Origin of the sequence: Kaistia defluvii (assembly GCF_026343955.1) — a bacterium.
In the GTDB taxonomy this organism is placed as follows: domain Bacteria; phylum Pseudomonadota; class Alphaproteobacteria; order Rhizobiales; family Kaistiaceae; genus Kaistia; species Kaistia defluvii.
Map to the genome: position 1 here is coordinate 212,982 of NZ_JAPKNI010000001.1, position 12,121 is coordinate 225,102.

At 65.5% G+C, this 12,121-nt stretch carries 12 protein-coding genes; 3 read left to right on the forward strand and 9 right to left on the reverse strand.

All coding sequences use genetic code 11. The features are described from left to right. The 5 genes from OSH10_RS00950 to OSH10_RS00970 form a co-directional block, all read right to left on the reverse strand. Nucleotides 1-435: a type II toxin-antitoxin system VapC family toxin gene (locus OSH10_RS00950; protein WP_266329574.1), complete on the reverse strand. Its 435-nt coding sequence runs from the start codon at nucleotides 433-435 to the stop codon at nucleotides 1-3. Further along, the gene (locus OSH10_RS00955; protein ID WP_266330349.1) at nucleotides 428-673 is read right to left on the reverse strand and encodes a type II toxin-antitoxin system Phd/YefM family antitoxin; all 246 of its coding nucleotides are present in this window, start codon (nucleotides 671-673) and stop codon (nucleotides 428-430) included. The genes OSH10_RS00950 and OSH10_RS00955 overlap by 8 nt, the downstream gene beginning before the upstream one ends. A 66-nt stretch (nucleotides 674-739) precedes the next feature. Beyond that, nucleotides 740-1,669 carry a methylenetetrahydrofolate reductase [NAD(P)H] gene (metF, locus tag OSH10_RS00960; protein WP_266329575.1) on the reverse strand — a complete coding sequence of 310 codons (930 nt, stop codon included), beginning with the start codon at nucleotides 1,667-1,669 and terminating at the stop codon, nucleotides 740-742. Further along, a complete protein-coding gene (locus tag OSH10_RS00965) occupies nucleotides 1,669-2,673 on the reverse strand; it encodes an ArsR/SmtB family transcription factor (RefSeq protein ID WP_266329576.1) in 1,005 nt (334 codons plus the stop codon). The genes metF and OSH10_RS00965 overlap by 1 nt, the downstream gene beginning before the upstream one ends. Nucleotides 2,674-2,844: 171 nt before the next feature. After that, nucleotides 2,845-4,305, reverse strand: a complete 1,461-nt coding sequence (locus tag OSH10_RS00970; RefSeq protein ID WP_266329577.1) for a catalase — start codon at nucleotides 4,303-4,305, stop codon at nucleotides 2,845-2,847. 155 nt (nucleotides 4,306-4,460) lie between these two features. On the opposite strand from OSH10_RS00970, the gene OSH10_RS00975 reads away from it, so the two are divergent. Both OSH10_RS00975 and OSH10_RS00980 read left to right on the forward strand, forming a co-directional pair. Next, the gene (locus OSH10_RS00975) at nucleotides 4,461-5,405 is read left to right on the forward strand and encodes a hydrogen peroxide-inducible genes activator (protein WP_266329578.1); all 945 of its coding nucleotides are present in this window, start codon (nucleotides 4,461-4,463) and stop codon (nucleotides 5,403-5,405) included. A gap of 74 nt (nucleotides 5,406-5,479) precedes the next feature. Further along, a complete protein-coding gene (locus OSH10_RS00980; RefSeq protein ID WP_266329579.1) occupies nucleotides 5,480-5,776 on the forward strand; it encodes a hypothetical protein in 297 nt (98 codons plus the stop codon). Nucleotides 5,777-5,828: 52 nt separating this feature from the next. On the opposite strand, the gene tam is transcribed toward OSH10_RS00980, so the two are convergent. After that, nucleotides 5,829-6,599 (reverse strand): trans-aconitate 2-methyltransferase, encoded by a 771-nt coding sequence (tam, locus tag OSH10_RS00985; RefSeq protein WP_266330350.1) that lies wholly within the window; start codon nucleotides 6,597-6,599, stop codon nucleotides 5,829-5,831. Nucleotides 6,600-7,179: 580 nt separating this feature from the next. Here tam and OSH10_RS00990 point away from each other — a divergent pair. Further along, nucleotides 7,180-7,899: a protein kinase family protein gene (locus OSH10_RS00990; protein WP_266329581.1), complete on the forward strand. Its 720-nt coding sequence runs from the start codon at nucleotides 7,180-7,182 to the stop codon at nucleotides 7,897-7,899. Between the two features lie 4 nt (nucleotides 7,900-7,903). On the opposite strand, the gene OSH10_RS00995 is transcribed toward OSH10_RS00990, so the two are convergent. From OSH10_RS00995 to OSH10_RS01005, 3 genes are all read right to left on the reverse strand, one after another. Beyond that, nucleotides 7,904-8,608, reverse strand: a complete 705-nt coding sequence (locus OSH10_RS00995; protein ID WP_266329582.1) for an aspartate/glutamate racemase family protein — start codon at nucleotides 8,606-8,608, stop codon at nucleotides 7,904-7,906. Nucleotides 8,609-8,716: 108 nt separating this feature from the next. Continuing rightward, nucleotides 8,717-10,369: an energy-dependent translational throttle protein EttA gene (gene ettA, locus OSH10_RS01000; RefSeq protein ID WP_266329583.1), complete on the reverse strand. Its 1,653-nt coding sequence runs from the start codon at nucleotides 10,367-10,369 to the stop codon at nucleotides 8,717-8,719. 165 nt (nucleotides 10,370-10,534) lie between these two features. Then, complete coding sequence (locus tag OSH10_RS01005) at nucleotides 10,535-11,959, reverse strand: glycosyltransferase (RefSeq protein WP_266329584.1); 1,425 nt, start codon at nucleotides 11,957-11,959, stop codon at nucleotides 10,535-10,537. Nucleotides 11,960-12,121: the final 162 nt, after the last annotated feature.

Consider the following 12,121-nt stretch of genomic DNA (forward strand, 5'->3'; position numbering starts at 1 on the left):
TCACTCCTGTTCCGGCACTGGCGCCCACGGATTGATGAGCGCCACGCCCGTATCGTTCATGTCGGCGACGTTTCGCGTCACCAAGGTCATTCCATGCGCCAAGGCCGTCGCCGCGATCAGCGTGTCGATCACCGGGCGCGGACGCGCCGCGCTGAGCCGGCCCCAAAGATCGGCGATCGTCCCATCAATCGGAAGCAGCCGGTCGGCATAGACGTCCTCGATCTCCGCGATCCATTCGTCCAGACTATCCGCTGCGCGTACATCCGTCCGACGACGCGCCTCGGCACCCTTTCGCAACTCGCCAAGCGTCAGCACGCTCAGGCAGACATGACGCTCCCGTATCGAAACGAGGAAGCTCGTTACGTTACCATCCGGCCGGGGGCGCCTCGCCTCCGAGACGACGTTCGTGTCGAGCAGAAACCCGGCGTCACTCAAGATCGATATCTCGCGGAAGGTCCTTCGACCGCTCGATATCGATGTCGAACCTTGGGCCGTCTATCAGGAAGTCGACGAAATTTCTCCGCTTCTTCGCCAATGCCTCGTATTCGTCAATCGAGACCACCACGGCCCGCGCCTTGCCGTGACGCGTGATCGTCTGCGGCCCCTCGCTGATGGCGCGGTCGATGACCTCGCTTAGCTTCGTCTTCGCTTCCTGCACTTGCCACGACGCCATCCGCTGCACTCCCGCCGATCAAACCGACCATAAATATAGTCGTTCTGACCAGAACTTACATCCGCCTCACGCGGCCGCCTCTGACTTGGACACGGACGCCGTAACCGGCCGCATGCCGAGCAAATGGCAGATCGCGTAGACGAGGTCGGCGCGGTTCATCGTGTAGAAATGGAACTCGTTGACGCCGCGGTCGACCAGGTCGAACACCTGCTCGGCGCAGACCGCCGCCGCCACAAGCTGGCGCGTCGAGGCGTCGTCCTCCAGGCCTTCGAAGCGCGCCGCGAACCAGGACGGAATGCTGGCGCCGGCCTTCTCCGCGAACTTTGCGGTCTGGGTGAAATTGATCACCGGCACGATGCCGGGCACGATCGGGATGGTAATGCCCGCCGCCGCCGCGCGGTCGAGGAAAGCCGCGTAGAGATCGTTGTCGAAAAAGAACTGGGTAATGGCGCGCGTCGCGCCGGCGTCGACCTTGCGCTTCAGATTGTCCAGCTCCGTCTGCCAGTCGCGGCTTTCGGGATGGCGTTCGGCATAGGCGGAAACCGAGATCTCGATCTCCGGATGGCGGCGGCGGATGGCCGTCACCAGGTCGGAGGCCTGAGCGTAGCCTTCGGGATGCGGCTGGTAGACCGTGCCGATGCCGGCGACCGGATCGCCACGCAGCGCCACGATGTGGCGCACGCCCGTCTCGGCATAGCCGTCGACGACCGCGTCGATCTCGGCCTTGCTGGCGCCGACGCAGGTCAGATGCGCCGCCGGCTTCAGCGCCGTTTCCTTGAGGATGCGCGACACGGTGGCATGCGTGCGCTCGCGCGTCGAACCGCCGGCGCCATAGGTCACCGAGACGAAGGACGGCGAGAGCGGCGCCAGCCGCTCGATCGAGGTCCACAGCGTCTCTTCCATCGCTTCCGTCTTGGGCGGAAAGAACTCGAACGAGACCTTCAGCCCCGATGCGCCGATACCATTGCGGCTCGCCCGATCGATCGTCTCACGCATCACGCCGTCTCCAACCCCTTCGAAGCTCCGGCAACGACAAAGCGCGGATCGCGCGCCAGCCAGAGCGTGACTGTCAATTGTTCCGCCGCGGACTTGGCCGCGAGATCGGTCGCCTCTTCGAGCACGAGTCCCGCCTGCTCGATCCAGCCCCGCATCACCTCATGCGAGAAGCCGAGACGGCGATGCGCATGACGCTCGCGCAGAAATTCCAGCCCGTGCGGGGCAAAGTCGACCACCAGCAGCCGGCCGTTCGGGCGCAGCACGCGCGCGGCTTCCGCCAGCGCCACGGCCGGATCGTCGAGATAATGCAGCACCTGGTGAATCGCCACGAGATCGAAGCTGTCGCGCGGCATGGGCAGCTTCATGATGTCGCCATGGCGGATCTGCGCGTGGTTGACGCCGGCCTTGTCGAGATTGGCCCGGGCGACCGCGAGCATCGCCGTCGAGGAATCGATGCCGACGCCCTTGTGATAGAGCGGCGCCAGCAATTCCAGCATCCGCCCGGTGCCGGTCCCGATATCGAGGAAGCTGTCGATCGGCCGGGTGCCGAGGATCGCCCGCATCGCCGCCTCGACGGCCGTATCCGGTACATGCAGCGAGCGGATGGTGTCCCAGTCGGCGGCGTTCTCGGTGAAATAGCGGGCGGCATTCTGCGCGTGCTCGCGCTTGACGCCGGCGAGCCATTCACGATCGCGCGCCAGCGCGGTGTCGGCGGGATCGGCGAGAGCCACCAGATCCTGCACCAGCCGCCTTTCGGCGCCGGATTCGGAGATGCGGTAATAGACCCAGGCGCCTTCGGGATTGCGCTCGATGAGCCCGGCTTCGGTCAGGAGCTTCAGGTGGCGCGAGATGCGCGGCTGCGACTGGCCGAGAATCGCGGTCAGGTCCTTGACGGAGAGTTCGCCTTCAAACAGCAGCGCCAGGATGCGATAGCGCGTCGTCTCGCCCGCCGCCTTCAGCGCCGTGATGATCGCGTCTGTCGAAAGAGCCGCCTGGCCCACCATGATCAAAGCTCCGCCGCTCGACAAGGACGGCGAAGGTCATCCGTCAAGCTGACGGAAGATATAAACATATCTTTATATCTGTAAAGAGAATTGTCGGACGTCGGCGCGCCTTCCCCCAAACGAAAAGGGCGGCGCCTATGGCGCCGCCCCTTCCCCGGGATGCGAATAGTTTCACTCTGCCGCCGCGGCGAGACCCTCGGTCGGCAGGCCGAGCTTGGTGGCGACGCCGATGCCATATTCGGGGTCGGCGCGATAGAAATGCACCAGCTGCCGGTTGATGATCTCGACCGGAACGCCCTGCATGGCGGCGGCAAGATTACTGAACAGGCGGTCCTTCTGCTCGGCATTGAACAGGCGGAACAGGTCGCCCGGCTGCTTGTAGTCGTCATTGCCGATGCGATGGTTGTAGCGGTCCGCATCGCCCTGGATCTTCAGCGGAGGCTCGGCGACGGCCGGGTCCTGCTTCGGGCCATTGAACGAATTCGGCTCGTAATAGGCGTCGTTGTTGGTCGCCGGCGGGAAGAAGCGCATCGCGCCGTCCTTGTGGTAGTTGTGCACCGGCACCTTCGGCGCATTGACGGGCAGCGCCTCGTAATGCGTGCCGAGCCGGTAACGGTGGGCGTCCGCATAGGAGAAGATCCGCGCCTGCAACATCTTGTCCGGCGAGAAGCCGATGCCGGGAACGATGTTGGACGGCGAGAAGGCGACCTGCTCGATCTCCGCGAAATAGTTTTCCGGGTTGCGGTTCAGCTCGAGAAATCCGAGATCGATCGGCGGATATTCGGCGTGCGGCCACACCTTGGTGAGATCGAACGGATTGTACGAGGTCTTGTCGGCGTCGGTCTCGGGCATGACCTGGACCTGCACCTTCCAGCGCGGGAACTCATGCTTCTCGATCGCGCCGAACAGGTCTTCCTGCGTCGATTCGCGGGTCTTGCCGACGACGTCAGCGGCTTCCGCATTGGTCCAGTGTTCGTGGCCCTGCTGCGTCTTGAAGTGGAACTTGACCCAGAAGCGCTCATTGTCGGCGTTGATGAACGAATAGGTGTGCGAACCGTAGCCGTTCATCTTGCGCACGGAGGTCGGAAGGCCGCGATCCGAGAACAGGATCGTGACCTGGTGCAGGCTCTCGGGCGACAAAGACCAGAAATCCCACATCGCCGTCGGCGAGCGGAGATTGGTCTTGGGATGGCGCTTCTGCGTGTGGATGAAGTCGGGGAACTTCAGCGGATCGCGGACGAAGAACACCGGCGTGTTGTTGCCGACGAGATCCCAGTTGCCGTCTTCGGTGTAGAATTTGAGGGCGAATCCGCGCACGTCGCGCTCGGCATCGGCGGCGCCGAGTTCGCCGGCCACCGTCGAGAAGCGGGCGATCATCGGCGTCTGCGCGCCGGGCTGCAGCGCCTTGGCCTTGGTATATTTGGAAATGTCGCCGGTGATGGTCAGCGTGCCATAGGCGCCCCAGCCCTTGGCATGGACCACGCGCTCCGGGATCCGTTCGCGATTCTGGTGCGCGAGCTTCTCGACCAGCTGCCAATCCTGCAGGAGGACCGGTCCGCGCTCGCCCGCCGTCAGGGAATTCTGGTTGTCCGCGACCGGCGCGCCGGCCGTTGTCGTCAGTTTGTCTGTCATGGCGCCCTCCAAGGGTATTCGGCGACATTCGAGCCGCCTTCGACATGGCCGTAAGATGCCACGCGATTAGACCGGTTCCAAATCATATTGAATGCGACTATCGATAAGAATAACTTATCGGCCATGATCTACATCAATTCCAAACGGCAAAAATCGTGATCACGCTTCGCCAGCTGCGCTATTTCGAGGCCGTCGCGCGCCACCTGCATTTCGGCAGGGCGGCGGCCGAATGCGCCGTGACCCAGCCTGCCCTGTCGCAGCAGATCGGCGAGCTCGAGGCGACGCTCGGCGTGCCGCTGCTGGAGCGTGGCTCACGCCGCATCGCGGTGACGCCGAAAGGCGAGGAAGTGGCGCGACGGGCGCTTCGCATCCTGGGCGAGGTGCGCGACCTGATGGACTACGCCCGCCATGGCGGCGGCTTGCTGTCCGGTCCGTTGCGCATCGGCGTGATCCCCTCGATCGCCCCCTATCTGCTGCCGAAAGCATTGCCGCTCGTGCAGCACACCTATCCCGCGCTGGAACTGCAGCTGCGCGAGACGCATACCAGCGCGCTGATCGACGAACTGGCCCAGGGCAAGCTCGACGTCGTGCTGATGGCCCTGCCGGCAGCGGATTCGAGCTTCGAAAGCCTGCCGCTCTTCATCGATCGTTTCCTGCTCGCGGCCAAGGCGGGAACGCCCACTTCCGTCGCCGCCTTCAGCAGCCCCGACATGATCCCGCCCGACCGGTTGCTGCTGCTGGAGGAAGGCCACTGCCTGCGCGACCAGGCGCTGACCTATTGCCGCATTCCACGCTCAGAGAAGATGAATGGCTTTGGCGCCGCCAGCCTCTCCACCATCATGCAGATGGTGGCGAACGGCTATGGCGTGACCCTGCTGCCCGAGATGTGCGTGCCGGTCGAAGCGCGCGACGAGCGCATCGCGCTATCGCGCTTCCGCGCGCCCGAGCCGCAGCGCGAGATCGGGCTGGTCTGGCGACGGTCCTCGCCGCGCCGCGACGACTTCGAAGCGCTCGGCCGCCTGCTGGTACTGGCCGCCGGCGCCACGGCGCCCACCGTCGACGCCCCGGCGAGGCCGGTGCCAGCCTTGGCCGTCTCCTGACGAACGGAGACGGTGCTGGCAACCGGATCCCGGGAACCTCGTTGCATTCGTGTCCAAACCGGAAAGGGAAGACCATGCGATACACGCTGCTCGCCGCCGCCACCCTCGCCGCCCTGGCCATCGCAGGTCCGGCCCAAGCCAGGATCCCCCTGGTCAACGCCACCTGCCCTGGGAATATCGAGGTCCACGCCGACGAGGGCGGCCCGATCTACATCAACGGCAAGGAAGGCAAGCTCAAGAAGTTCAACGACAACTACTTCGAGGCCAAGGGAGGCGGGGTGACCATCTCGCTGGCCATCAACCCGGATGGCACGGCGAGCGTGTCCTACACGGGCAAACACGGCGCCAACGGCGTCTGCACCGTGAAGTAGCCCCCGGCTTCCGAGCCCTGTCGGGCCTGCCGGCCGCCTCGGTCGCGGCCCTTCAGGCCTTGACCGCGACCAGGAACAGGCGCGGGAAGCGCAACAGCACGCGTCCATCCGACATCGGCGGATAGCAGGCCGCGATCCGCTCCAGATAGGCTTCGAGGAACGCCTCGCGCAGGTCCGGCTGGATCGGCTCGAGATAGGGGCGCAGCCCCGTGCCCTTGACCCATTCCACGATCGCCGCCGCATCGGCGAGCGGGTGGTTGTAGATCGTGTGCCAGACATCGAGACGAGCGGATTTCGGGCCGAGCGCCTCGAAATATCCGGCCGGCGACGGCAACATCGGCCGGCGGATGGCGCGATTGACAAAGGCGCTGGCCCACGCCCCGGAATGCGCCACCTCTTCCATCAGCATATGCGTGGGTTCGCCGAGATTGTCCGGCATCTGCACGGCCAGCACGCCGCCCGGCTTCAGGCTGTCCATCAGGCGGACCAGCACGGCGAGATGCTCGGGAACCCACTGGAACACCGCATTGGCGAACAGCAGGTCGACCGGTTCGGCCGGCGCCCAGTTCGCTATGTCGGCTTCAAGGAAGGTGACGCGTGGCAGACGCCTGCGCGCCGCAACCAGCATGTCCGGAGCCGAATCGATGCCGGTGATCGTGGCGCCGGGAAAGCGCTCTGCCAGAAGCTCCGTCGAATTGCCGGGGCCGCAGCCGAGATCGACCACCGACCTGGCCGTGGCCAGGGGAACCTGCGCCAGCAGGTCGCGGGCCGGGCGCGTGCGCTCGTCCTCGAACTTCACATACTGGCTCGCCGACCACGCCAGCTGATTCATGATGGCCCCCTTCGTTCATTTCCCGCGCCGCAGCCCAACTCCTTAAGCCCGCCTGCGTTCCGCGGATAGGACATAGGCTTTCGCCCCCCGTCGCATAGCCGCGCGGCCGGACAATCGGATGACAGTCTCCCCTGCCTGCCCCCTTCCGGTTCGAAGGCCGGCCGTGGCGGCGATCGATGCTGTGATGGGCATCACAGACAGGGGCAGGGCCGGATGACAATCTCCCATCAGGTCAAAGCCAAGGGAACACCCCCTGGCACGACGCAGAGATACCGGAACCCTTAGCCCCTCAACCGGGCCAAGGAAGGGCGAACGGCCCTGCCCCTGCCCCCCTAGACCCAGGCAGGGCCGTTCGCCGAAAGCATCGCCCGTTTGACGGGCCAACCGCCATACCGGCAGGGCCGGTGGGGCGGCGGACGGTTCCTGGCCCGCTGCGCCGCAGAGCGCGGGCCGGGGCCGTCCGCTGTTATTCCGCAAGGGGCGGTTGCGGCCCGGGCAAGCAGCGATTTGCAGTGCGTCACGCCCTGTCTTCGGCAGCGCAGCAACACATTCGATCGACATTGCCGCGAAAATGGCTACGACCGTTGCGATGAACGATCGATGCCCTCCCCTGCCGCCGGCCCTTCTGGACTATCTCGCCGCCGTGGAGCCGGGTCGAACCGTGCTGCATCGGCATGATGCCCAGGACGGGGCGCAATCGGTCAGTTGCTCGGCCAGCCCGGCCGCCGCTAAGATCGCCTATTTCCACGATCCCCGGACGTCGAATCTCTACGAGATCCACTTCGACCAGCATTCCAGCTCGACGGTTCGCATCGACCTCAACCGGCTGGAAGTGCACAAGAAGCTCGCCCGCTTCATCGAGCACGGCATCGAGGGCCGGGAAATCCGCTGGCTCACCGCCATGGCGCCGACCGGCGTCGTGCCGAAGCTGCTGGGGCATATTCCGGGCCTGCTGCGCATGGACTATGTCGGCGAGCCGACACGCCACTACAACCTGCCGGCCGACTGGCGCGAGCAGGCCGAGACGATCCTGGCGGCGCTGACCTCGGTCGGCTGCTGCCACAACGACATCAAGTGCGACAACCTGATGGTGCGCGACGGGCGCCTGACCCTGGTCGATTTCGGCTGGGCGACGGCCAAGGGCGATCCGATCCCGCCGCACTGGCCGCAAGGCATCGGCCGCCAGCACCGGCTCGCCATCCACCGCTTCGACGACCGCCACGCCATCTTCGCGGCGCTGGAGTCCGCCGAGCGCGACGAGGTCGACCGCTCGATCGTGCTGCCGGCCTGAGGTCTCAGCCTTGGGCGAGCGCCCGCTCCACCGCCGCCTCGGCGTGGATCGTGGTCGTGTCGTAGAGCGGCACGGGGCTGTCCTCGGCCCCGACCAGAAGCATGATCTCGGTGCAGCCGAGGATGATCGCCTCGGCGCCGCGCTCGGCCAGCCGGGCCATCACGGCGCGATAGGCCTCGCGCGACGACGGCTTGACGCGCCCCTGCACCAGCTCCTCATAGATGATGCGATGCACCGCGGCACGGTCGGCCTCGTCGGGCACGAGAACCTCCAGGCCATGCTCGCTGGCAAGCCGGCCCTTGTAGAAATCCTGCTCCATGGTGAAGGCGGTGCCGAGCAGGCCGACGCGGGTGAGGCCCGCCGCCCGGATCCGCTCCGCGGTCGGGTCGGCGATGTGCAGCAGCGGAATATCGATCGCCGCCTGCACGTCAGCCGCCATGCGGTGCATGGTGTTGGACGCGATCAGCACGAAATCGGCGCCGCCGCGTTCGAGCCGGCGGGCGGCGTCGATCATCAACCTTGTCGCCTCGTCCCAGCGCCCGACATGCTGCAGCGCCTCGATCTCGGCGAAATCGAACGACCACATCAGGATGCGGGCCGAATGCAGGCCGCCGAGCCGGTCGCGCACCGCCTCGTTGAGGATGCGGTAATATTCGGCCGAGCTTTCCCAGCTCAGGCCGCCGATCAGTCCGATCACCTTTTGCACCATGCCGCATCTCCCGAGGCCCGTTTCCGGGCCGCCCAAAAGGAAACGGGCGGATCCGCCTATCCGAAAGGATAGGACCGACCCGCCCGTATCAACCAGACGCCGAAGCGATTAGCGCGTCAGCTTCTTGTACTTGATCCGGTGCGGCATGATCGCATCGTTGCCGAGGCGACGCTTCTTGTCTTCCTCATATTCCGCGAAATTGCCCTCGAACCACTCGACATGGCTGTCGCCTTCGAAAGCGAGGATGTGGGTCGCGAGACGGTCGAGGAACATGCGATCATGCGAGATGATCACGGCGCAACCGGCGAAATCCTCGAGCGCCTCTTCCAGCGCGGCCAGGGTTTCGGTGTCGAGGTCGTTGGTCGGTTCGTCGAGCAGGATGACGTTGTTGGCGTCCTTCAGCAGCTTGGCGAGGTGAACGCGGTTGCGCTGGCCGCCCGAAAGCGTGCCGACCTTCTGCTGCTGGTCGCCGCCCTTGAAGTTGAACGCGCCGGCATAGGCGCGTGTGTTCACTTCCTTCTTGCCGAGATAGAACACTTCGGCGCCGCCGGAGATTTCTTCCCAGACGGTCTTGTTCGAGCCGAGGTCGTCGCGGCCCTGGTTGACGTAGCCGAGCTGGACCGTGTCGCCGAGCGAGATCGAGCCGGAATCGGGCTTCTCCTCGCCGGTGATCATCTTGAACAGGGTCGACTTGCCGGCGCCGTTCGGGCCGATCACGCCGACGATGCCGCCGGGCGGCAGCTTGAACGAGAGATTGTCGATCAGCAGGCGATCACCATAGCTCTTCGACAGGTTCTCGACCTCGATGACCTTGTCGCCCAGGCGCTCGCCGACCGGAATGACGATCTGCGCCGTCTGCAGCGACTTGCCCTCTGCGCGCTCGACCAACTCGTCATAGGCCTTGATACGGGCCTTCGACTTGGACTGGCGGGCCTTGGGCGACTGCTGGATCCACTGGCGCTCCCGCTCGATCGCCTTCATGTGGGTCATGTCCTCGCGACCCTCCTGCTCCATGCGCTTGGCCTTCTTCTCCAGATAGGCGGAGTAGTTGCCTTCGTACGGAATCGAACGGCCGCGATCGAGCTCGAGGATCCAGCCCGTCACGTTGTCGAGGAAGTAGCGATCGTGGGTGACGATCAGGATGGCGCCGGGATAATCGCGCAGATGCCCTTCCAGCCAGTTGATCGACTCGGCGTCGAGATGGTTGGTCGGCTCGTCGAGGAGCAACAGGTCGGGCTGCTCGAGCAGCAGGCGGCAGAGCGCGATGCGGCGCTTCTCACCACCAGAGAGGTTTTCCACCGAGGCGTCGCTGGGCGGGCAGCGCAATGCGTCCATCGCCATCTCGACCTGGCTCTCGAGGTCCCAGAGGTTCTGGCTGTCGATGATGTCCTGGAGCTTGGCGCCCTCCTCCGCGGTCTCGTCGGAGTAGTTCATCATCAGGTCATTGTAGCGGTCGACGATCGCCTTCTTCTTGGCGACGCCTTCCATGACGTTCTCGAACACGTTCTTGGTCGGGTCGATCTTCGGCTCCTGCGCGAGGTAGCCGACGGTGGCGCCCTGCGCCACCCAGGCCTCGCCCGAGAAATCCTTGTCCATCCCGGCCATGATCTTCAGGAGGGTCGACTTACCCGAGCCGTTCGGGCCGAGCACGCCGATCTTGGCGTCGGGATAGAAGGAGAGATGGACGTTCTCCAGGACCTTCTTGCCGCCCACATAGGTCTTGGTCAGACCTTGCATGAAATAGATAAACTGCCGCGCCATAAATTCGCTCCGAAGGCCCTCTTCGCCAAAGAGGCAGGATGTAGGGATTAGGTTGCCGCTCTTCTAGTCGATGCGCTGCCAAGGGGCAACGCGCGTGACGCCGCGCCCGGATAGTGGACGCCGGACTGGCGCCATCCCGAGGCACCGGAAGGCGGGGTTGAAAAACTAGATCGCCGCCGGGTAGGCGACTTCGCCGCCAAGGGAAGCGACGGGCGCCGGCCCGAAGGCGGCGCCCGCGCCGTCCGAGGCAGGGAGTTGCTCCATCAGCGCCAGCAGGCCGGCCGCGAACTCGGCTTCGGACGTCGGACGATAGCGCGCCGCGATCGCCGATCGCAGGGTCGCCAGCCATTCGTCGTCGGTCGCCGCCCGCTCGACCGCCGCGATCCAGCCTTCGAGATCGCGCGCCGGGATGACCGGCATCAGGCCCTGCGTCGCCTCCGCGAGGGCCGGCGCATCGGAAATCAGAACCGGCAGGCCGAAATCAAGGCACTCGGCCGCGCCGAGGCCCCAGCCTTCGGCGAGCGAGGGGAACACGCCGAACCGGGCGTTCTGATACAGCCACGCCAATTGGGGATCGCTGATGCCGGAGAGGAACGACACCTTGGCCGACAGTTCGGGATGCTCGGCCAGATACTGCTCGACCTCCTCCACCATCCAGCCCCAACGGCCACAGAGGACGAGTTGCGGCATGCGGTCGCCGAGCAGCGGCATCAGGCGTTCCCAGGCCCGCAGAAGCGTGATGTGGTTTTTGCGGATCTCGATCGTCGAGCAATAGATGGCAAAACTCGCGCCGACCAGCGCTTCCACCGGCTCGGGCGCGCGCCCTGCCAGCCCCTCGCGCAGGAACGAACCCAGCGGGTTGACGGAGACCTTCGGCCGGCGCTCCCCCTCCAGGCCCGCCCGGGTCGTCCGGGCCGAATATTCCGAGACGCAGACTAGCTGGCTGCACCATGCCTGCATCCACCGGAAGTCGCGGGCGAAGGACGTGGCATGCCCCTTGTGCACCAGATCGGGCATGTCGAGCGGGATCGTGTCATGCAGGATCGCGGAAACCTTCGCCCGCACCTCGGTCGAACGGTGTCCGGCAATCGAATGCAGCCCGGTATTCGACAGGAAGCACAGCGCGTCGGGATCGGACAGCGGATCCGCGCCGGGACCGCCCCTCGCGGTGCGGGCCGCGAAGACGAGCTTGCAAATCCGGATGCCGAGTTTCGCAAGCTCGAACGGCAGGCCGGAGCGGCTCGATCGATTGGCCAGATAGGCGGCCGACACGCGATCCAGCTCGCGCCCGGCCGAGCCGCCGCTGGCCTGGATCACGCGATAGACGGTCTTGACCCGGCTCGGGAACGACGCGTCGCCGACGCCTTCGATGAAGGGGATGCGGCGCTCGACCAGGGTTTCGAGATAGCGCAGTTCCACCGCCGTCAGCATCCGCGCCTTGCCGCTGTTCTCGACCATGTAGAACACGACGTCGAGGTCCTTGCGGCGCAGCACCTGGCGGATCAGCGCGCTCTCGACGCGCGGAATGCCCACCGGGGGATGCGGCCCCCACCGCAGGGGCTGGGTCGCGTCGAAATAGAACTTGGGCATCAGGGGCGCATCCCAGCGGCAGACGGAAGATGGTGACGAGAATCATCATCGCCGACAATTCAGTCGATAGTTTGATCGGGGCGAAATGCCTGCATGCGGCCCCCCGTTGTCAACGGGCGGCCCGATCCACCGCCCGATCGTCCACGTCTCCGTGCCCGGCAG